We start from the raw sequence: 21,606 nt of genomic DNA, 5'->3' as shown, positions 1-21,606 counted from the left end.
CGATGTCTTTTTTCATTCTTATTGCGCTGTTCGCAGGCCTCGGCATTTTGCTGGGTTACGCCGCCATTCGTTTTAAAGTAGAAGGCAATCCCATTGTTGACCAAATTGACGCCGTGCTACCGCAAACTCAGTGCGGGCAATGTAATTTCCCCGGTTGCCGACCCTACGCTCAGGCCATCGCTGATGGCGAAGCGGATATTAATCAATGTCCTCCTGGCGGCGAAGCAGGCATTGCAGCATTGGCAGATCTACTCGGCGTTGAAGCAAAGCCGCTTAACGAAGAAAATGGCGTTGAACAAGCCACCTTAGTTGCGGTTATCGATGAAGACATCTGCATTGGTTGTAAATTATGCATTCAAGCCTGCCCCGTGGACGCCATTTTAGGCGCGCCAAAACATATGCACACCGTGATTGAGGCGGAATGCACCGGTTGTGAATTATGCCTGTCACCGTGCCCGGTCGAATGCATTAGCATGGAACCGCTGGCAAAAACACTGGCACTTTGGCAATGGGACAAGCCCGAAAAAGCCCAACAAAAGGCAACATCATGAAACTTTGGCGCTTTAATGGCGGACTACCTTCGTTGGCAGAGCACAAAAACGAATCCGTCAATCTACCTATCGAATCCGCACCTGTGCCCGCTACCCTCGTTTACCCGTTACGCCAACACATCGGCAACGCGGCTACTCCACTGGTTGAAGTTGGCGACAAAGTGCTGCGTGGTCAAAAAATTGCCGACGCTCAAGGTCTCATTAGCGCACCGATTCATGCCGGAAGCTCCGGTATTGTTAGCGACATTTCCGACCAGCTTATTCCACACCCTTCTGGCTTTTCTGCGCCTTGTATTAGCATTAAAACAGACGGCCTTGATGAAGAAGTAGCCGCTGAACCTTGCGCCGATTTTCGACAATTATCAGTCGCCGATTTAATTGCCATTATCCGCGACTCCGGTATCGTTGGCTTAGGCGGTGCGGCCTTTCCGACCGCGATTAAACTCGACAACCAAAGTAAGACCCGTCACATTGAAACCCTCATCCTAAACGGCGCTGAATGCGAGCCGTATATTTCTTGTGACGACCGTTTATTAAAAGAGCGCGCCGATCGCGTTATCGAAGGTGTTGAGATACTGCTGCATATGTTGGGTGCAAAAAAAGCCATTATCGCTATTGAAGACAATGTTCCCGATACCTTCAAATCGATTCAAACGGCCGTTGCAAACAATAACAACCCCATTATTAGCGCTGCACAAATTCCAACCATTTACCCAACTGGCGGCGAAAAACAACTGATTAAAACCTTAACTGGAAAAGAAGTTCCCAGCGGCGAGATACCTGCCGACATCGGCATTGTTTCAATCAATGTGGGCACTGTTCACGCCATTCAGCAAGCGGTTATTGCGGGCAAGGTACTGACCTCAAGAATCATTACCGTGACCGGTGAAGGCGTTAAGACACCACACAACCTTGAAGTACGTGTTGGCACCCCGATCAGCACACTTATCGAGGTCTGCCACGGCTATACCGAACACGCTGAACGGTTAATTATGGGCGGCCCAATGATGGGTTTTGCCTTATTAAACGATGAAATACCCGTGGTTAAAGCCACTAACTGTATTCTAGTGGCCAGTAAACACGAAGCCATTACCGATAAACAAGCCATGCCTTGCATCCGTTGCGGTCTATGTGCCAGCGCTTGTCCGACAACGTTGCTTCCGCAGCAACTCTATTGGTATAGTCGCTCGGAACAATTAGAGAAAGCCGAAAGTATTAACCTATTTGATTGCATTGAATGCGGTTGTTGTGATGTTGTGTGCCCGAGTCACATTCCATTAACCCAACATTTTCGATACGCAAAAAGCGCTCTAAAAGTACAAAACCATGAAAAGCATTTGTCCGATATTGCGCGTGAGCGTTTTGAAGCACGCGATGCCCGACTAGCACGTGACAAGGCAGAACGCGCCGAAAGATCACGCAAAAAGAAGGCCGCTTTAAAAAACAAACCTGCTAAGGATGAAATTGATGCGGCTATCAGTCGATCTAAAGCAAAAAAACAAACCGTCACCGAGAAAAAGAGCTAAACCGTGCATTTTTTAACCTCAAACGCGCCCTTTATTGCCCCGCAAAATAGCATTCAAAAAATGATGCTATGGGTACTTGCTGCATTAGCACCGGGCATATTCACCATGGTTTGGCAGTTCGGCTATGGCGTACTATTCAATATCATTATTTGCGTTTCAACAGCCGTTGCCGCTGAAGCATGTATGCTCTACCTTCGCGGTCGCCCTATTTTACCGTTTGTTAGTGACTTAAGCGCCGTCGTTACTGCTGTATTACTCGCCTTAGCTTTACCCACCTTAGCACCGTGGTGGATCCCCTTTATTGGCGCATTTATTGCCATCGTTATTGCTAAACACTTGTACGGCGGCTTGGGCTACAACCCGTTCAACCCCGCAATGGTCGCCTTTGCCGTGTTGATGGTGTCGTTCCCGAAAAGCATGACCGTATGGATGCTACCTCATTCATTACTGCCAAGCGGCAGCAGCTTTTCTGACCTCTTTGTTATCATTTTCGGTACGCATTCAAACAACGAGCTGGTTGACGCGATAACCGCGGCCACGCCTCTAGATGAAATGAAAACGCTGCTCGGCTTAAACCAAACAACGGCGGAAATTAAAACCTCCTCAATCTTTGGTTCAATCGCTGGAGAAGGTTGGCAATGGGTGTCTATTGCTTATTTACTTGGCGGTATCTTTTTATTATTTAAAAAAATCATTAGCTGGCACATCCCCGCCGGATTATTATCTGGTTTGCTTGTCATAAGCCTGTTTTTTTACCTGCTTGACCCGGGCCTCACGCCATCACCAGCCTTCCATTTACTCAGTGGCGGCGCAATATTGGGTGCGTTTTTTATCGCCACCGACCCTGTCACAGCAGCAACGACATTAAAAGGTCGTTTTATTTACGGCGCACTGATTGGCGTTTTAACTTACATTATTCGCACATGGGGTGGCTACCCTGAAGGTATCGCCTTTGCCGTTATATTGATCAATATGGCCGTGCCTTTAATCGACCACTACACGCGGCCTCGCGTTTACGGGCACAACTAACATGGCTAATAACAAGACATTAATCATCAAATCTGGCTGGGTGCTGGGCCTATTTTCGCTCATCGGCATCGGCTTAGTGTCTTTTACACATTCGGTTACTCACGAAAAAATTGCGGAAAATGAGCGGCTGTTTGTTTTAAAGAATTTACGCGAACTCATCCCAGATGAGCTATACGACAATGATTTATTAGAAAAGCCCTTAAAGATTTCCGATAGTAGCGCATTTGGTAGCGAACATGAGGTAACCGTTTATCGAGCCTTCAAGGGTAAACAATTGATTGCAATAGTCGCTGCTCCAACCGCACCCGACGGATACAATGGCTCTATTAAACTTCTGGTAGCCATTCAGGAAAATGGCGAACTAATCGGCGTTCGCGCAGTCTCACACCATGAAACGCCAGGCTTAGGGGACGCTATAGACACCAATAAAAGTGACTGGGTTTACTCATTCAATGGCCTCTCGTTACAAAACCCAGACATTAAAAATTGGCGGGTAAAACGAGATGGTGGCGAGTTCGACCAATTTACTGGGGCCACCATAACGCCACGCGCCATCGTCAAAATGGTGTTAAAAACCTTACAATACTACCAAGCAAATCATGATGCGCTAGTGAATACCGATGGATAGCTATAAACAAATTTTAAAAAATGGCCTTTGGGATAACAACCAAGCATTTGTTGCCTTGCTTGGGCTCTGCCCCTTATTAGCCGTAAGCAACACGGTTATTAACGGCTTAGGGCTTGGCATCGCCACCACATTAACCCTTATTTTATCCAATGCCATTGTCTCTTTGGTTCGCCAACAAGTTGGTAGCGAAATACGACTGCCGGTTTTTGTGTTGATAATTGCATCGATTGTGACGGCAATTGAGCTGATTATGAACGCATTCTTCTACGAACTATATTTAATACTCGGTATTTTTATTCCCCTCATCGTCACCAACTGCTCCATTATTGGTCGCGCCGAAGCCTTCGCCTCGAAAAACCCACTGGGCGCCTCCTGTGTTGACGGACTGGCTATGGGGCTTGGTTTTACTTGCGCCCTCGTTATCTTAGGTGCGGCGCGCGAGATGCTGGGTTCTGGCACCCTATTTTCAAACGCTCATCTAATGTTTGGCGAAGCCGCCAGAGACATGACGATTTACGTCATTGACGATTATGAAGGTTTCTTGCTCGCTATTTTACCACCGGGCGCTTTCATTGGTTTGGGCCTACTCATCGCATTAAAGAACGTCATTGATAAACGATTAGCAAAGCCAGCGAGCCAACCAGTCACTTTATCAATGGAGCCTAAAAAGGTTTAATAGCGCGCCATGAGCAGTACCACTTATTCATGGGGGACTCTTGTTTATAAGCCCAAATCGGCGCTTTTGTTTATCCTCATCTCCCTTATTGTGCACGCTGCTCTAGCAGCTTTTGCCTACAAAACCGGTATCTTTGCAACGGAAGATATCGACAGCATGCCTGCAAAAAGAGTCAGTGTCTTGCTAACTGAACCCACACCGGTTACTCCACCGCCTATTCAACCGATCAAACCTAAGCCAAAAGTAATAAAAAAGCGCAAAGTCGTCACTCAGGCGCCATCGCCCAAGAAAATTAGCGTAAAACCAGTAAAAAAAGTAATTAAGCCTGTACCGCCTAAAATTATTCCAAAAAAAGCAGCCTCGCCATTACCTGTGCCTGTTAGTAAACCCGCCACCTTTACCTCACCGCAGCCTACCTACCAACCAAAACCAAAATACCCCTCAATCGCTAGGCGCAGGGGAACAGAAGGAATCGTTATTTTCGAAATTTCAGTTGCTAATGATGGACACGTTAATCAAGCCATTATCATTCAAAGCTCTGGCTCGTCGGCTTTAGATCGGTCTGCTTTAAAAACCATCAAAACATGGCAGTTTCCCGCCAGCCGTTTTAATTCGTTATCTACCTTTAAGCAAAAAATAGAGTTTCGCCTTAACGCCTACTAAATACTTTCCCATGCAGTCCAAACCGGCTCACACTCTTTAGGAAAAGCCGACATAGAACCGATATCACTCCACTGGCTCAGCTGATGAAAGTCGGAACCACACGAAGCTAATAAGCCTTTATCTATACTAAGACCCGCCAAAAAACGAGTTTCGTCTTGTGTTTGCTTACCAGAAACAACTTCCATAGCACGCCCACCTGCTTCAATAAAATCGTCTAATAGCAGCGATAACTTGGTTCTCGTCATTTTATATTTCAATGGGTGCGCCAACACTGCAACGCCGCCAGCCTCAACAATCCACTGAATTATTTGCGGCAAATCAGCCCAGCATTGCTTCACATCACCGATTTTTCCATTACCCAAATACTTTTTGAAGGCCGCCGACATATCTTTAACCAGCCCCAGATCAACAAGGTGTTGCGCAAAGTGCGGCCGCCCGACATTACAGTGGTTAGCAATTTCTTCAACTTGTTGGAAATTAATCGGCAGCCTAGCTTTCGTTAAACGCTTTGCTATTAACACGGCCCGATCACTCCGCGCCCTTTCTTGCTGAGCAACGCCTTCAATAATTGATTCGCTGTCCAAATTTAAATTCAGTCCCACGATATGGACGTTAATCCCACGCCATTGTGTAGACAGTTCGATACCAGGAATAATAGTCATTCCATCACACTTAATATCCGCCAACTGTTGATAAGCAGCTACTGTGTCATGGTCTGTAATAGCCAGCACATCCACACCATTGGCTTGCGCTCTTGCAACAAGTTCATTTGGCGTTAGCTTGCCGTCAGAAACAAGCGTATGTGTATGTAAATCAATCTTCCTCATACCGCTTAGTTTACACTCAGCGCCCCGCTTGAATGGTAAAATCGACGCTTATTCAAAACTGATCTATTGATTATGCAAATTACTAAAGATACCGTTGTACGATTTCACTACACACTAAAAAACGACGAAGACCAAGTTGTTGAAAGCTCCGCAGGGCAAGACGCAACCGCTTACTTACAAGGTCACGGCGGAATGATTCGTGGCGTGCAACTCGCCCTAGAAGGAAAACAAGCCGGCGACAAATTCAACGTTACTGTCCAACCGCAAGATGGTTACGGAGAACGTGTAGACGACTCTATCCAAAGTGTTCCGGTTAAGCATTTAGCCGGTTCAAAAAAATGGCGCCCTGGGATGATCGCTACGGTACATACCGAGAAAGGTCAGCGTCAGGTGAGTATCGTTAAAATCGGTAAGTTCATGGCCAAAGTGGATACTAACCATCCGCTTGCCGGTCAAACACTGCATTTTGATATCGATATCGTGGATGTTCGTGAAGCAACGCAAGAAGAAATTTCACACGGCCATGCACACGGCGCAGGCGGCCACCACCATTAATAGAGGTTATTAATGCCTGCCTTACCTGTTCTGTACTCATTCCGTCGCTGTCCGTACGCCATGCGCGCTCGGCTTGCCATCAGGTACAGCGGCGTACCGGTGCAGTTGCGTGAGGTAGTGTTACGTAACAAGCCCGCTCAAATGCTCGCTATATCGCCGAAAGCCACCGTGCCTGTGTTGCAATTAGCCAATGCAGATGTGATAGATGAAAGCTGGGACATCGTACATTGGGCAACATTGCAGCAAGACCCTGATCACATCAGGGGCAATGCTCAACGCGTTCAAGAGGCGAACCTATTGATTGAGGAGAATGATAATAACTTTAAAAAACATTTGGATCATTACAAATACGCCGACCGCTTCCCCGAATTCCCAGCTGAACATTACCGAACACAGGCCGAAGCTTTTCTAAGGTTATTAGAACAGCGTTTAGCAAAACACGAATTTCTGATCGATCAACAACCATCACTCGCCGACCTCGGTATTTTCCCTTTTATTCGCCAATTCGCTCACGTTGATATTGAGTGGTTTCGTCAAACGCCTTACAGCAATTTACACCGTTGGTTTGACCATTACCTAACCTCTGAATTATTCGACAGCATTATGCATAAATACGCGCCTTGGGCTGAAGGGCAAGAGAGCATTCAGTTTTAAACTCTTTCATTCGTCCTGCCGCTGGCATAAGATTGAACATATCAATGGAGATGAGTATGAACCACTTTATTAGCCGTTTTCTCATGTTGCTATCAATCAGCGTCGCACTTATCGGATGTGCTGGCATCACATACCACGCCGAACCGCCACAAATCAGCATCAAAAACCTTCAACTGATTGACGCACAATTGCTTGAGCAGCGATATGAATTAACCCTGCGCATTCAAAACACTAACGACTTCCCGCTTTTTATTAAAGGCCTTAGCTATACGCTAAACATCAATGGCTCAGCGTTTGCACACGGCGTTAGCAAACAGTCGGTCGATGTTATGCCTTATGAAGAACAGTTTTTAAGCGTCTCATTGGTTAGCAATACACTTGGCCTTATCAAGCAGCTACAAACACTATCCAATAACAAGCCGCTGCACTTTCGTTTGCAAGGCCACCTCAGCCACGGCACCCTTGCTAACCCCATTTCGTTATACAACCTACCCTTTGAAAAAGAAGGCACTTTGGACTTTGCAAGCTTACTCAGTAAGTGAACCAATGCGGCAACTATCGGCTCTAAGCAAATAAGCCTTACACAGGAGATTCCCATGAAAACGCTATCTATTTTGATACTCAGCACCATTTTAATGGCTTGCGCAGGGCCTAACCCATATGGCGCATCGAATCAGCGCTACTCAACCAGCGAAGCCAATCAGTCGTTACAAGTTAACAGCGGCATTATTATTGACCTTCAGGCGGTAACCATTGATTCAGAAGGCAATATCGTGGGCAAAGTTGCAGGCGGGTTAATTGGCGGCATTGCCGGCAGTAGCGTCGGCGGCGGTCGTGGTCGCTCTGCTGCCGCAGTTGCAGGCGCGGTGGTTGGCGGCATTATCGGCAATAAAGCCGAAGCACTATACAACCGAGCTAATGGCGTGCAAATAACAGTACAAATGAATAATGGCCAAATTCAGTCCGTTGTACAAGAAGTTAACCCCAACATATTATTTAGCAAAGGCGATCACGTCACCTTAATTAAAAGCGCAGCGGGAAAACTACGCGTTATTCAATAACCTAAGCATTAAAGCAGCTGAGATAGCAAAACACTTGGGTCGTTATAGTCATAGCTCAATACGCGCTTCTCATTAGACGTTTCCAGCACCAAGCTTGGGAAACTCCTAACCCCCATGCTTCTAGCAAACTTAATCTCAGCCAATAATTGCTGTTGTGTCGACACGCTGTTTAACGCATCGGCAAACGCTAGACTATCCAAGCCTATATCCTGCGCGCATTCAATCAGCACGTCATCATCGGCTGGGTTTTTAGCCTTCAAATAATAGGCTTGCTGAATCGCTAACAACATTCGCCTTTCCGATTCGCTATCTAACATTCTCGCCGCAATGATCGCGCGAGATGACGGGTAGGTCGATCGCCTTGGCGAACACAGCGTCCAAAAATCATGGTTAAACTGCGTGCTGGGAACCTTTTCTTCAATACGGTACCAGCCTGAACTGATTCGCTGTTGTAAATCTATATCCATCGGCTCATCACTATCAGGCGCTAAACCGCCTAACACATAGCGCACCTCAATATCACTCGCTAAAGACGCCTGCACCTTTGCCCAAACCTTATTAAACGCCCAACACCAGCTGCACATCGGGTCGTGCACGTAATACAGTACTTTATCCATATTGTTTTACCCAACCAGCAATAATTTGTTGTAACTCGCGCAAGCCATCTGTTAATGCCGCTGGGCCTGGTTGTAAAATATTCACTGACTTTATTTCAAACAGCTGATGGTGCTTTACCGCCGGAATATCAGACCAGCCATCCCGTTGCGCAACACGTTCTGGTCTAAATTTCTTGCCGCACCACGAGCCGATAATAATATCCGGTTGTCGAGCAACCACCCGTTGCGGATCGTCAATAATTCTATTCTTGCCGCCCGCCTCTTTCGATAGTTCAGGAAAACAATCAACACCACCTGCTATTTCGCCTAATTCAGACACCCACTTAATACCAGAAATAAGCGGATCATCCCATTCTTCAAAGTAAATCAGCGGCTTTTTTACATACCCTTTAGCCTGCTCCATGCTGTCATCTATATTCTTTTGATATTGCCTAACCAACACCGCCGCCTTTTCCGGTTCACCAATCAGCGCACCTAGCGTGTGTAGCATGTCGAAAATCTCAACAATCGAACGCTGGTTAAAGACGTGTACTTGTAAGCCTGCCCGCACCAACTCAGCGGTAATATCTGCCTGCATATCAGAAAATGCCAATACCAAATCAGGCTTTAGTGCCAAAATTTTATCTATTTTTGCCGAGATAAAAGCCGATACTTTGGGCTTTTCCTTACGCGCAATAGCAGGACGCACAGTAAAGCCAGAAATACCGACAATGCGATCTTGTTCACCCATTAAATAAAGTGCCTCGGTTGTTTCCTCTGTTAAACAAACAATCCGCTGTGCACCGTAACTATTTTTAATCATTCTCTAACTCACTTAGCCGTTCTAATGGGCTTATTACTTTATCCAAATTTTGTTGCAATACATGTGTGTAGATTTCTGTTGTTTTCACATCGTTATGTCCTAAGAGCTTTTGCACTACGCGTATATTTGTACCAGACTCAAGCAAGTGCGTCGCAAAAGAATGCCTAAATGTATGCGAAGTGACTCGTTTATTAATATTTGATTTCTTTTTAGCGCCGCTAATTGCTTTCCTTAATGTCGAATCATCTAAATGATGTCGCCGAATAATTCCACTGCGAGGGTCTTTGGATAAACTTTTCGATGGAAAAACGTATTGCCAACCCCACGTTAGCGCCGCATTAGGGTATTTACGCGCTAGCGCATTGGGTAAAAACACACCTGGCACATCATTCTCCCTATCCTTATCAAACTGTTTACGTGTTTCATCCAAATGCGCTTGTAAAAACGGTTCAACTGTTTGCGCCAATAAAGCTGTTCTATCTTTTCCGCCCTTTCCATCCCTAATTAATAAGTACCCATTTTCAAAATCTATATCTTGCACGCGTATTCTTAATACCTCCATTACACGTAACCCACCTCCGTACATCAACTGTGCCAATAAATTATGAACACCCTTCATATTGCCTAACATCTTCATCACTTCACCTTGGCTTAACACCACTGGTAAGCGCACCGCTTTTTTAGATCGTATTGGCGCTAGATCATCTGCTACTGACAAACCCAAAACTTGCTTGTAAAGAAACACAATGGCATTAAGTGCCAAGTTCTGGGTGGACGCGGCATAATTCTTGTTCACAGCCATATGTGATAAAAAAGCCTCTATGTGACTTTTACTTAACCCCTTAGGATGCTGCTTATTATGAAAACGTATAAATGTAAGAATCCAATGGATATAGGACTCTTCTGTTCGCGAAGCATAATGATGGTATCGAAGCACCTCTTTAACCTGATCCATTAAACGAACTGACTGTGGCACGAACCGTACCTTTGGTTTAGACTTTCCTTGAAAAGGCATGAAACAATTCCCTGTTTGCTCTTTATTATGATATTAACAGGAATTTTGTTCCTGCTATATAAGGGAATTAAAGGGAATTATGATTCCTGTTAATAACAAGTTAGCATTTCAAGGAGTTCTAGTGAACAAGTTAATTTTATTTATCGCAGTAATCTTTCTTCAAGCATGCGCTAGTGTAGGCATGGTTCCTCATGATGTTTCAGCAGTTGATTTCGACTCAGCGGAAGGTAAAACTGGATGGTCAAAATATGAGCATGTTGAGACTTTTCATGGATACAATAAAAATCAAATTTATGAGGCAGCAAAAGTTGGTCTAGGTAACGCTGGGTTCTCTCTAAGAAAAGCCGATAAATCGAAGGGTATGGTAATTGGTGAGCATGGAATAACTCTTCATGACTGGAATGTCATAGCAGGTGTTTATTTCAAAGAATATGGTAGTGCTACAAAGGTAAAAGTTATTGTTGAAGGCTCTAAAGATATTGGGTTTAGCGGAGATGTTACATCTGACGGATGGACAGGTAAAATACTTAAAGGAATTCGTGAGTACCTAAATGATACTTACCAAACAATTCTTAAAATTGATAAATCTGACATCAAATAATGCTAACAAAAAAATCAAGTTCGCCAGCAAAAACACGCTGGCTGGGACGCGCAAAGAAACGCGCGCCCCTTATTTAAGACGTTAGAGCACAAAGGAGAGTTCAGTGAAGGAAGTTATTGAAGCGGTCAATAATCGAATAAAGACCCCATATTTTGGTTACTCCATCCTCGCATTTTTAGCGCTTAACTGGAGAGGTTTCTTTTACCTTGTATTCTCAAATGGAAATCCAACTGAAAAGTTAGCATTGTTTGATGCGCAGACTGATCTCTATACATTATTAATTTACCCTTTAGCTATCGGAGCGTTGGTTGCAGCCACAGCTCATTGGTTAAGGTATTTATTTGGCCTAATAGAAAGAAAGCCTAAAGAACTTGTTGAAAACCTCCAACTTGAAGCAGAGCACAAAAAAACGATAAAACAGACTCAACTAGAGCAGTCTAGATCAGATTTATTTGCTGTTAAAGAAAAGGAACTTATTGAAAGAGCGAAAAGAGACGAAGAAGTAGCGGATATTGAAGACTCAGAAACAAAAGATAAGTTGATTAATCAACTTAATACAATAAGAAATGAACGCGATCAATTATCTCAAGAGCTACAGAAACAACAAGAGCCAGAATTCTCTCTTTCAAAAGAGGCAAAAGAAATATTAATGGCTGCTTCCAAAGATAAGAACGGGACTATCATGAAAAGAAGAACTCTTAATGATAGGTCTATTCAAGTTGGTGGAAATTCTTTTGGTATGAAAGATCAAAAAACATATGTCAGGTATGAAGCAGGATTAGAAGAATTGAAAAACAAAGGGTTTATTCAAGACCTTGGCCATAAAGGGCATACTTTTGAACTAACCCACAAGGGCTGGGAAGTGTTAACTGCGCTCTAACAAGTGGGTCAAATGCGACGCGGAAAAAGACCCGCGCGCTTTACCCTAAACGTTAGAGCTCACTAGAAATGAATCCAAACAAGCTATTTTGTCGAACTATAGATGATATTAAAAATGTCATCGACACCCCAGATGATTATGAAATTTTAAGATCATCAGCTTTACTTCGTCAGTTGTTAATTGATGGAAACCGCTTAACTGATGTAGTGAATAAAGAAATACGTCAAAAAATTGTATTTCGTATAGTTGATCATTGGGAAACCGAGTACACCAAGCTTGTACTTTCTCATAAGCCTAGTTTTTATGCAGTATTAGACGGGCTAACCCCTGATGTTATGCCGAATAAAATTCAAATAGTAGAGCTATCACGTGATAAGTTCTTTTCACATAAAGTAATTCTTACTGATGGAAAACTCATTAGCATTCGAGATATTATTGACCACTGCTCTAATGTGCTAGGAGGGGTTCATCTTGGAGACCCGCGCAGCAAATCCCAAGAGGCTCTTTCAAACCTACATTCAATCAAAGTTGGTGGTGCAACAGTTAGCCTTAGGCAACTTTTACCCATATTACAAGTTGTGTATAAAGCACTTTTACCATTAAGAGAGGCTTTGCGTGAAAAGCTCTAACAAAAATATCAAGGCGACGCGCTAAAAGACGCGCGCGTCTTATATAAAACGTTAGGTTTCAAAATGGATAATGAAAACTGGGCAACAGCGCGTCAATCATCGTTTCGAGAAAAAGAGAAATTATTGATTTCTCGTAAAACTCTAGATGTTTCTGAGCGAGCTAATGAAATTGCAGAAGAAGCCCTGTCAATCTCTCGTAAAGCAACTTTAAGCTCAGAGCGAGCGACTAGAATAGCTATTATTGCTGTAATACTTAGTATTATCTCTATGGCTGTAAAAATATTCATTCCATAGCCTCATTTGATGTAAAAAACCTAACAAGGTTGTAAACCAGACCGCTAAAGTCGTCACTGGTTTTAAGTTGGTCAATTTCGTTCTGCATTTGCATCGTTTCCTATATTTTCGTAATCAATCGCGGCGGGTTACACTAAGCGTTAGCATTTCAAGGAGTTCTAGTGAACAAGTTAATTTTATTTATCGCAGTAATCTTTCTTCAAGCATGCGCTAGTGTAGGCATGGTTCCTCATGATGTTTCAGCAGTTGATTTCGACTCAGCGGAAGGTAAAACTGGATGGTCAAAATATGAGCATGTTGAGACTTTTCATGGATACAATAAAAATCAAATTTATGAGGCAGCAAAAGTTGGTCTAGGTAACGCTGGGTTCTCTCTAAGAAAAGCCGATAAATCGAAGGGTATGGTAATTGGTGAGCATGGAATAACTCTTCATGACTGGAATGTCATAGCAGGTGTTTATTTCAAAGAATATGGTAGTGCTACAAAGGTAAAAGTTATTGTTGAAGGCTCTAAAGATATTGGGTTTAGCGGAGATGTTACATCTGACGGATGGACAGGTAAAATACTTAAAGGAATTCGTGAGTACCTAAATGATACTTACCAAACAATTCTTAAAATTGATAAATCTGACATCAAATAATGCTAACAAAAAAATCAAGTTCGCCAGCAAAAACACGCTGGCTGGGACGCGCAAAGAAACGCGCGCCCCTTATTTAAGACGTTAGGACGTTAGGACGTTAGGATATTAAAATATGGACGTTAAAAACTACGCTGTTTCATGGAAAAGATTTGTAGCAGGCATCATTGATATCATTATCGCGATGACTATCTCATATATTTTTGTAATCATACTGCTATCCCTGTTAGTGATTAGTGCAGGTGTAACGGATCCATCAACCTTAGATAAGGTTGGTTATATAGGGTACATCATTGATATTTTATATTTTTCATTAATGGAAAGCTCTTCTAAGCAAGGTACTATAGGAAAAATACTGTTTCGAATAAAAGTAACAGACTTAAACGGAAGCCAGATAGGTCTATCGCATGCAATAACTCGTAATGTAGCTAAAATCATCTCAGCTATGCTCTTGTTTATTGGTTTCATCATGATTCCATTTACAGAGAGAAGACAAGGCCTTCATGACTTAATCGCAAAATGTTTAGTTCTTGATAAAGCATCATCCTAACATGGCGTTCAAGTCGTTCGCTTTGCTCACTTGGGACGCCGCAAAAAGTGCGGCTCCCCTTAACTAGGTCGTTAGCGGCTTAAGTGTTTTGGTGTTTTGGTGTTTCCATAGAATTAACCTATAACTTCGGCATTAAAATACTGAGTGCCTAGGTTTGTATTTTGTAGTGAAAAAATGCTGACGGCCTTTTCAAAAAAAGGCCTCTATACATTCCAAAGTGCATTATTCATATTCTCAGAGGCTGCTTTCAGCTCCAACAAGCCCTTTCTAGCAGTCTCTAAATCACCATTTTGATATTGAAGAAGCAAGCTATCAGTAATAGCATGTACTGCCTCATGAGCTTGGCTAAGTCGATCTATATCTTCGGGTTCAAACAGCTGCTCGTCCCTTGCTAGTTTTATCCACGTGCCACAAGGACAATGTGCTGTGTTCATAATGGGCCAATGCTCAACATCCGTTGGTGTAGACTGAATATTACGTATAAACCGATCTTTCCAATGCGCTGCCACTAAGTCGAATAAGGTTAATCTTTTTAGCTTTGCGCTCCGGTGTTTATTCCCATAATCCAGCCATTGCTTATTGGGTGTATATCGCTCAAGCCATTCAGGAAAGTCAGCCGCCTGCATGGGTTTAGCTATGCCGTAACCTTGCGCTTCTTCACAACCCATTATCAATAAGATTAAGCCATGATCGGTGGTTTCCACCCCCTCTGCAATCACTTTACGGTTGAACGAGTAAGCTAGGCCGATAACACCATTAGTAATAGCGTAGTCACTGGGGTCATCTAAAAGGTCTCTTACAAAGCTTTGGTCTATCTTTATGGTGTCTGCAGGCAAGCCCCTTAAGTGCGTCAAAGAGGAGTACCCCGTTCCAAAGTCATCAAGTGCAAATTGAACACCTAAACCACCTTGGCAAGCGTCCATAATACGGCTAATCGCAGTTAGATCACCTAAAGCAGAGCTTTCCAGTATTTCTAGTTGTAGGTATTCTGGGGCAACAGAATGGTGCTCAGCCAACACTTTTTCTAATTTAGAGTGAAACTCATCTGACTGTAAGTGATGGGAGGCGATGTTGACACTTACCTCAAGTTGAATGCCTTTATGTTGCCATTGTTCAAGTTGCGATAAGGCTTCATTTATAACCCAATCACCTACCTTAATTTCCAGCTCTGCCCCTTGAATAATGGGTAAGAACTCTAATGGCGGGATGACCCCCTTTCCAGGCTGTATCCAACGAATTAATGCCTCAACACCAAACACCTCACCCGTGACCATGTTTACCTTGGGCTGGTAGTAAAGCTGGAACTCTTTATTTATTAACGCCGCTTCAATCTCATCAAGCCGGTGGTGTTTTCTTATCGTATGTTGATCATGCTCTATATCAAACAAGTGATAGCGATTTTTACCGGCCAATTTGCCTTGATACATAGCTTGGTCTGCGTGGCGCAATAAAGTATCAATATCACCGCCATCCTGTGGGTATAACGTAACACCGCTCGATGCGGTAATAAAATGAGTTTGCCCATCAATTAAATAAGGCTTCGATAACGCGTGGTGGACCCGTTGTAAGGTTTGCTCACATTGTTCAATAGACTCAATATCACTTAGCAATAAAGCAAATTCATCGCCGCCTTGGCGAGAAACCGTATCTTCTTCTCGAATATTCGAGCTAATCCGCTTAGCGACTTCAATTAATAGCCGGTCACCCACCTCGTGCCCGTAACTATCGTTTACTGGTTTAAAATCATCTAAATCAAGAAAGCAGACGGCCAGTTGATTTTCTGTACGGTTACTATGAGCGATCGCTTGAGCAAACCGGTCAGTAAATAAAGCTCGGTTAGGCAACCCTGTCAATACGTCGTAATGTGCCATCAAGCTCAATTGTTCTTGTTGACGCTTACTATCAGTAATATCGGTGAACACGCCAACATAATGCGTTACGTTATCATCTACATCTTTAAGTGCTGAGACACTCAATAGTTCCGCGTACAATTCATTGTCTTTTTTGCGATTCCAGATTTCACCTTGCCAATGGTCCTGCTCTTGAACCTGCTGCCATATAGATTGATAAAACTCAGGACTATGTTTGTCGGAATTTAATAGGCTAGGGCTTTGCCCCATAACGTCTTCGCGACTGTAACCTGTAATCATACAAAACGCAGGGTTAACATCAACAATCAACATATTAGCATCGGTAATGATAATGCCTTCATGCGTTTCACTAAACACCCGAGATGAAAGTAGAAGCTTCTGGTTGTACTCCTCTCTTACTAATTCCATGCTGACCCGGGCCGACAAACTCCCTAAAAGATTTAGGGTATGAGCACTGTCCAACATTGGCTTATCATCAATCAGGGCAATGATGCCCAATACACGCCCCGTTTCATCCTTTAGCGGGACTCCTAAATAACTCTCAGCCTGCATATCTACAAGCTTAGGAATACCGGGAAAGCGCTGCTGAAGATCATTCGGATAGAAACTAAAACCATCACTTATGACGCTTTGGCAAGGCGTACCCTTTAGGCTATAAGAAAAATTGTCAACAACCCTGTCACCAGACCAGACCGCTCTCGTAACAGCTTGACTAGGGTCTTTAGGATTAGCTTGGGCAATAAGAGCATAACGGCTACCTTGTGAGGTGGCCAACTCCCGAACGATCAGTTCAAATATATTGTCACTGTCTCCACTCTCTGCCAGTACCCGTAAAACATCCTTACTTTTTTCTAACTCCAGCTCTATTTCTTTCTTCTGCGTTATATCTTCGGTCATGCATAAATGACGCGGGCTGCTTGAATCGCCAACCTTCATTGGAGCGATTGTCATATTAACCCAGCGAGTACGCTGATCTGGTTGAATATAGCGCTTTTGCATTGTGAAACCTGATGTTTCTCCCGCATTCATTCGAGCCATATTGTCTAAGTCGGGTTGTATATCGTCTGGATGAGTAATCTCCATCCAGTCTAACCTACACAGCTGCTCTATTGAGCGTCCTACAATTTTTGCGTAAGCAGGGTTTGCATCATATATATCTCCCGTTAGTGAGTCGATTACAGCAACACCTAAAGGTGCTTGTGAAAATGCCGTGTTGAACCTTTCATTAGCTGAAGCCGCCCTTCTTAATCCCTTTATAAATACAAGAAAAAATAAAAATAAACCGCTAGCTACTCCCACAAAGAAGAACCGCTTCTGAAAGATATTGTCTGGCACATAAGCCCAACTTCCCTGTGGCTTCGCTACTAATTGCCAATCACCTTCTGGTAACTGAATAAATGTCTCAGCATTAGGCTCAGTGAACAACTCTGGAGAACCAAAAAACACCTCTCCCCATTTACCCAAACCATCTTTGCCTCTGATAGCAATCTCTATAGGTAAGTCTAAATCCAGCAAGCCACTTTTCTCATAAAGAGAATCGACATCTATGACCGCAGAAACCAGCCCCCAAAAAACCTTATTACCTTTTTTATCTCTCCTAAAGACAGGGAGCCTAGAAATCAAACCCTCCCCACCTTGTACCAACTTAACAGGTCCAGCGAGAATTAATTTATTCAGCTCTTTAGCCTTGAGTATGGCTTCTAGTTGATGTGGGAGACTCCTATAATCTAAGTTAAAGGCCTCCTCGTTACCTTCCAACGGGTACATATACTTTATAACGAGGTCTGGTGCTGCGCCTATATTCCGAAGTTGCGAATGCTCACCAATAAGCCCTTTGGCAGCAATCGAAAAACTTTCCTGGCTAATAGAGGGATTGATAGAAAACACGGCTGGAAGTCCCTTAACCACCTGAATGTTCTTATAAAGATTAAACGTAAGTTGACCAGCAACCCGATCCAACTCCTGCTGTACTTGGAGTTGTGAAGAAGCCATATGGCGTTCAAGCATATTTTGATCTACATACGCAACGGCTGAAATAAAAAACCCAGCAAAAACTACGATCAGGCCATAAAATCTAGTGTTTGTATTTATCATATAAATTATCGCCCTGTGACAACCTATGCCGAGTTCACGTCCTTGTGTTCAATATAGATACCCGTAAAGCTTATCATCATTTGAGCTCCTTCAGCGGTCTTGATTAATCAACGCCGACAAAAAATTTCTATCAATATAAAGCCGACAAACTGCTTAGCTAATAGACCATAAAATTAAAACCTAACTTTAGCAGTATAGTTGTTTTTTACTATCTCGCTATTTCTACAGTCGAATGGGCTTATCAATATTGTTTTAAATAACCTAGCTCTTCACGCGTGACTCTCGTCACCCCAAGGTGCATTAAAACACCTTCCACCATTGCAAAACCTAAGCTCATAAACTAGTCTTATTAGTTCCCATTAACATTAAGCTGAAGGAACGAGCTTATGCCCATAAATTGTTTAGTAGTTGATGACTCTAAATCAATATTAAACGTTATGTCAGCATTACTGACTGGCCTTGGAGTATCTTCTTGTCAATGTGTAGGTTCTGGCTCTGAAGCTTTAGAGCTTATAAAAAAGCAAGGGGCCTCATACCAACTAATATTTGTCGACCTAAACATGCCCGAAATGGATGGCATGGAACTTATACGGCTGCTTAGCAAAGAGGGATTTTTAGGCGGTGTCGTTATCCTTTCTCAACTCGACACTAAAATCATTCAACTGGCATCGGATGTTTTACTTGAAAGGCGAACACACCTTATAGGCTGCATTAGCAAACCAATTACTGAAGAAAAGCTGTCAGTCATTCTTAAAAAACTACGGTCGATGAATCATAAGGTTCGTCCCGACGACCCAGATTTTTTGACTGTTGCGCAAATAGATGCCGCTATTAGTGACAATCGCATCATTCCCTACTACCAACCTAAAGTTGATAACCAAACAGGGGAAGTAGATGGCTTAGAAATCTTAGTCCGAATATCACTACCCGACGAACTTGATGCCGTACTAGCGGGGCGCTTTATTGATACCGCTGAAAAAAACAATCTAATTGAACCCCTAACCCTAAGCACCTTGCGTCAAGTCATGAAAGATTTACCAATGATCTTAGAAGAATTTGGCGAGGATTGTCGATTGTCGCTAAATATCTCGGCTCTTATGCTGAATAACGAAAAATTACCGTTAAAGTTAGTTAGGTTATTAGAAAATAATGGCTTCAGTTCAAAGAATTTCAATATAGAAGTGACTGAAAGTTATGCGGTTGAAAATATAGACCAAATGGAAACGCTTAACCGTTTGCGGATACATGGCTTCGGGTTAGCGCTTGATGATTATGGGACGGGCTACACCAATATCCAGCAACTTAAATCGTTACCTTATACAGAAATCAAAATTGATCGAAGCCTCATTTACAATATTTGTAACGACAAACTGTCTCAAGTTGTTGCCCAAGCCCTGTTTGATATTTTTGAAGAATTGAATGTATCGATTGTGACTGAAGGCGTCGAATTAGCCACTGATCTTGATTACCTCAACGCATTAAACGTCCCAATAAAATTGCAGGGCTTTATAATTTCAAGGCCTAAAGAGGTTAACAGCATTTGTAGATGGCATCGAAACTGGAAAAAGAATTTGCCGCAACAGTTCAGTCAATAAATATATAACCTAGCTACCATGCAGTAAATTCAGTTAGCAATTATCAAAAGCTAGGTTCACCAAGGTCCATACTCAGGCTTTTAGTTATTGGTTCGCCTAGCTGAGACTTTCTTGGAATTAAAATATATACCCCTATCGCCTTCGCACTATCGTCCCAAAATAGCACTTCTACCTTAGAATTAAATAACGAGTTGAGTTTCCGAACACGCTACAAAAATAAATTCCCACAAAAAAGCCCCATTACCGTAAAGGCTATAGGGCTTTTTTAATTGCTTTGCATGCACGAACTTGAACCGTCGCCCAAGGAGTTATTACCCCCCTCTAATGCCTAATTTTATTACGTGGCAATGGTTTCCGCATATCGGCGATTCCCGTTATTTCTTATTTTCCTCTTGCCTTACCGCTTTTACAGACAAGGATTCAGCTTCAACAGCATGTTTGCCCAATAAGCGAGGGCGTTCGATTAAAAAATAAAGCAGCAGACCAATAGCGACCGCGAAAACAGTGGATTTAGGATCTGGCATAGCTAGCGTAACTGCAACGATGCCAGCCACGCCTCGTTCAACAGAGTTTTTCAGCTGCTCCATGCCCACCATAATACAAATGTAAGCGGTGAGGATTAAGGTTAAAGATAAAGCGATCGGCAGCACTGGCTTAAACAAGGTGACTAACGGCAAAATGAACAGTGCGACTAGGCCAGCCAACCAAAAGGTGCCGCCACCACTGTAAATAGATTCCATCGACTTTCGACCCATTGCATACCGTTCTGCAACGGTTGCGTGAGCCGCCGTCCATAGTGGACCTGCAAGCCCTGGCCAAGGCGCGAAAAAGGCGTGAATTGCATTACGAATGGCCGTGACAAGATGAACGCGGTCAACATTAGTCTCAATCTTTTCATCTTTACGTAAATGGTCAATACGATCAACCAAGGTAAAACCAATGACTATGTCGCCAAAGGCAATAACGTAAGCGATGACGGCTGTGGGTATCGCGGTAAGAAAGATTTCCCAACCAGGAAAGCCCACACTAAAAGCTAAATACTCTGTCATTAACGTAAAATCTGGCTGAGTGATGCCCCACTCAATAACCGGTAACGGGTATTCACCTACGACCCAACCGATGATCATGGCTAAAACCATCCCTGGAACCATACCAAAGCTGGCAATCTTACGGGCTAAAGAACTGGTTTTTGTAACGTTCTTAAAAGACAACGAGAACAACACATAGGCCGAAATAATAGCACCCACAATCAAGGAAATAGGCGTTGCATCAATCCGCCCCCCTACTTTTAGCTCGCCCATCAGGGCAGCGATACCGGCGCCAATGATAACCCCAGCTTTAAGTGAATTAGGAATGATATCGACAAGTTTTGAGCCGAGCCGTGTCACACCGAGTACAAAAAAGATAATGGCCACTTCAAGCTGCAAAGCAAATAAGGCTCGAATGGCTTCAGGGCCGGGCTCATAGCCTTTCAAATATAGCAGCACCACTGGGAGGGCGGGCGTTATCCAACCAGGCATTAAGGGTACGCCTAATAATGCGGGTAGCGTATAAAGCACTCCTGCAATAAAGGTAAAGGCGAGGGCTGCCTCATAAGGCATGCCTAGGTAAGTTTCTAGTAGGGGTATCATGGCCAAGCCCACCACAAACATAATAACCCCTTGAATCATTTCGGCTGTTTCCCAGCGGTAATGAATAAAAGGTAACCTTATTTTAAAAGGCCCAAGCGGCCAATAGGGTTGTTCTTCACCGTACTCTCGGTTTAACAGCTGCATTATAAATAGTCCTCAATTAGTGTGGGCGTGTTGAAACAACTTGAATAAACAAGATGAGAAGCGGCAGTACCGTAA

Annotated in this window: 23 protein-coding genes; 17 read left to right on the top strand and 6 right to left on the bottom strand. The window is 43.4% G+C overall.

Features of this window, described 5'->3' with window-relative positions; genetic code table 11:
• Positions 1-2 precede the first annotated feature (2 nt).
• Genes rsxB through AB1Y31_11810 form a run of 6 tightly spaced genes read left to right on the top strand, consistent with a single transcriptional unit; the run spans position 3 to position 5,073 of the window.
• A complete protein-coding gene (gene rsxB / locus AB1Y31_11835; protein MEW4983869.1) occupies positions 3-551 on the top strand; it encodes an electron transport complex subunit RsxB in 549 nt (182 codons plus the stop codon).
• Positions 548-2,077, top strand: coding sequence for an electron transport complex subunit RsxC (gene rsxC / locus AB1Y31_11830; GenBank protein MEW4983868.1), 1,530 nt, complete (start codon positions 548-550; stop codon positions 2,075-2,077). Before rsxB ends, rsxC begins: the two co-directional genes overlap by 4 nt.
• A 3-nt stretch (positions 2,078-2,080) precedes the next feature.
• Positions 2,081-3,106, top strand: coding sequence for an electron transport complex subunit RsxD (gene rsxD / locus AB1Y31_11825; protein ID MEW4983867.1), 1,026 nt, complete (start codon positions 2,081-2,083; stop codon positions 3,104-3,106).
• 1 nt (position 3,107) lies between these two features.
• Positions 3,108-3,734, top strand: coding sequence for an electron transport complex subunit RsxG (gene rsxG, locus AB1Y31_11820; protein ID MEW4983866.1), 627 nt, complete (start codon positions 3,108-3,110; stop codon positions 3,732-3,734).
• Positions 3,727-4,410, top strand: a complete 684-nt coding sequence (locus AB1Y31_11815) for an electron transport complex subunit E (protein ID MEW4983865.1) — start codon at positions 3,727-3,729, stop codon at positions 4,408-4,410. The genes rsxG and AB1Y31_11815 overlap by 8 nt, the downstream gene beginning before the upstream one ends.
• A gap of 9 nt (positions 4,411-4,419) precedes the next feature.
• Positions 4,420-5,073: an energy transducer TonB gene (locus tag AB1Y31_11810; GenBank protein MEW4983864.1), complete on the top strand. Its 654-nt coding sequence runs from the start codon at positions 4,420-4,422 to the stop codon at positions 5,071-5,073.
• Here the strand turns inward: AB1Y31_11810 and AB1Y31_11805 are convergent.
• Positions 5,070-5,900 carry a PHP domain-containing protein gene (locus tag AB1Y31_11805; GenBank protein ID MEW4983863.1) on the bottom strand — a complete coding sequence of 277 codons (831 nt, stop codon included), beginning with the start codon at positions 5,898-5,900 and terminating at the stop codon, positions 5,070-5,072. The two genes, AB1Y31_11810 and AB1Y31_11805, sit on opposite strands and share 4 nt — an antisense overlap.
• A gap of 72 nt (positions 5,901-5,972) precedes the next feature.
• Here AB1Y31_11805 and AB1Y31_11800 point away from each other — a divergent pair, with 72 nt between their 5' ends.
• The 4 genes from AB1Y31_11800 to AB1Y31_11785 are packed head-to-tail and all read left to right on the top strand — an operon-like array spanning position 5,973 to position 8,170.
• Positions 5,973-6,455, top strand: coding sequence for a peptidylprolyl isomerase (locus AB1Y31_11800; protein ID MEW4983862.1), 483 nt, complete (start codon positions 5,973-5,975; stop codon positions 6,453-6,455).
• A 12-nt stretch (positions 6,456-6,467) separates the two neighbouring features.
• Entirely contained in the window at positions 6,468-7,109 is a 642-nt protein-coding gene (locus AB1Y31_11795) for a glutathione S-transferase (GenBank protein ID MEW4983861.1), read from the top strand.
• 56 nt (positions 7,110-7,165) lie between these two features.
• On the top strand, positions 7,166-7,651 hold the full coding sequence (locus tag AB1Y31_11790; protein ID MEW4983860.1) for an LEA type 2 family protein: 486 nt from the start codon (positions 7,166-7,168) through the stop codon (positions 7,649-7,651).
• A gap of 54 nt (positions 7,652-7,705) precedes the next feature.
• Positions 7,706-8,170 carry a glycine zipper 2TM domain-containing protein gene (locus AB1Y31_11785; protein MEW4983859.1) on the top strand — a complete coding sequence of 155 codons (465 nt, stop codon included), beginning with the start codon at positions 7,706-7,708 and terminating at the stop codon, positions 8,168-8,170.
• An 8-nt stretch (positions 8,171-8,178) separates the two neighbouring features.
• On the opposite strand, the gene AB1Y31_11780 is transcribed toward AB1Y31_11785, so the two are convergent.
• Genes AB1Y31_11780 through AB1Y31_11770 form a run of 3 tightly spaced genes read right to left on the bottom strand, consistent with a single transcriptional unit; the run spans position 8,179 to position 10,565 of the window.
• Positions 8,179-8,787 (bottom strand): DsbA family protein, encoded by a 609-nt coding sequence (locus tag AB1Y31_11780; protein MEW4983858.1) that lies wholly within the window; start codon positions 8,785-8,787, stop codon positions 8,179-8,181.
• Positions 8,780-9,589: a cobalamin-binding protein gene (locus AB1Y31_11775; GenBank protein MEW4983857.1), complete on the bottom strand. Its 810-nt coding sequence runs from the start codon at positions 9,587-9,589 to the stop codon at positions 8,780-8,782. The genes AB1Y31_11780 and AB1Y31_11775 overlap by 8 nt, the downstream gene beginning before the upstream one ends.
• Positions 9,582-10,565, bottom strand: coding sequence for an integron integrase (locus tag AB1Y31_11770; GenBank protein MEW4983856.1), 984 nt, complete (start codon positions 10,563-10,565; stop codon positions 9,582-9,584). Before AB1Y31_11770 ends, AB1Y31_11775 begins: the two co-directional genes overlap by 8 nt.
• 160 nt (positions 10,566-10,725) lie before the next feature.
• On the opposite strand from AB1Y31_11770, the gene AB1Y31_11765 reads away from it, so the two are divergent.
• The 6 genes from AB1Y31_11765 (at position 10,726) to AB1Y31_11740 (ending at position 14,196) form a co-directional block, all read left to right on the top strand.
• The gene (locus AB1Y31_11765) at positions 10,726-11,205 is read left to right on the top strand and encodes a hypothetical protein (GenBank protein MEW4983855.1); all 480 of its coding nucleotides are present in this window, start codon (positions 10,726-10,728) and stop codon (positions 11,203-11,205) included.
• Between the two features lie 103 nt (positions 11,206-11,308).
• Entirely contained in the window at positions 11,309-12,085 is a 777-nt protein-coding gene (locus AB1Y31_11760; GenBank protein ID MEW4983854.1) for a hypothetical protein, read from the top strand.
• A gap of 68 nt (positions 12,086-12,153) precedes the next feature.
• Complete coding sequence (locus AB1Y31_11755) at positions 12,154-12,714, top strand: hypothetical protein (GenBank protein ID MEW4983853.1); 561 nt, start codon at positions 12,154-12,156, stop codon at positions 12,712-12,714.
• Between the two features lie 63 nt (positions 12,715-12,777).
• Positions 12,778-13,008, top strand: coding sequence for a hypothetical protein (locus AB1Y31_11750; protein ID MEW4983852.1), 231 nt, complete (start codon positions 12,778-12,780; stop codon positions 13,006-13,008).
• Between the two features lie 161 nt (positions 13,009-13,169).
• A complete protein-coding gene (locus AB1Y31_11745; GenBank protein ID MEW4983851.1) occupies positions 13,170-13,649 on the top strand; it encodes a hypothetical protein in 480 nt (159 codons plus the stop codon).
• 112 nt (positions 13,650-13,761) lie between these two features.
• Positions 13,762-14,196 carry an RDD family protein gene (locus AB1Y31_11740; protein ID MEW4983850.1) on the top strand — a complete coding sequence of 145 codons (435 nt, stop codon included), beginning with the start codon at positions 13,762-13,764 and terminating at the stop codon, positions 14,194-14,196.
• Between the two features lie 203 nt (positions 14,197-14,399).
• On the opposite strand, the gene AB1Y31_11735 is transcribed toward AB1Y31_11740, so the two are convergent.
• The gene (locus tag AB1Y31_11735) at positions 14,400-18,161 is read right to left on the bottom strand and encodes an EAL domain-containing protein (GenBank protein MEW4983849.1); all 3,762 of its coding nucleotides are present in this window, start codon (positions 18,159-18,161) and stop codon (positions 14,400-14,402) included.
• Between the two features lie 386 nt (positions 18,162-18,547).
• On the opposite strand from AB1Y31_11735, the gene AB1Y31_11730 reads away from it, so the two are divergent.
• Positions 18,548-19,756, top strand: a complete 1,209-nt coding sequence (locus tag AB1Y31_11730) for an EAL domain-containing protein (GenBank protein MEW4983848.1) — start codon at positions 18,548-18,550, stop codon at positions 19,754-19,756.
• Between the two features lie 374 nt (positions 19,757-20,130).
• Here AB1Y31_11730 and AB1Y31_11725 read toward each other — a convergent pair whose 3' ends face one another.
• The gene (locus AB1Y31_11725) at positions 20,131-21,531 is read right to left on the bottom strand and encodes a xanthine/uracil/vitamin C permease (protein MEW4983847.1); all 1,401 of its coding nucleotides are present in this window, start codon (positions 21,529-21,531) and stop codon (positions 20,131-20,133) included.
• Positions 21,532-21,606: the final 75 nt, after the last annotated feature.

The organism is Cycloclasticus sp., from assembly GCA_040743155.1.
In the GTDB taxonomy this organism is placed as follows: Bacteria; Pseudomonadota; Gammaproteobacteria; order Methylococcales; family Cycloclasticaceae; genus Cycloclasticus.
This window is presented reverse-complemented; position numbering and strand designations above follow the sequence as displayed.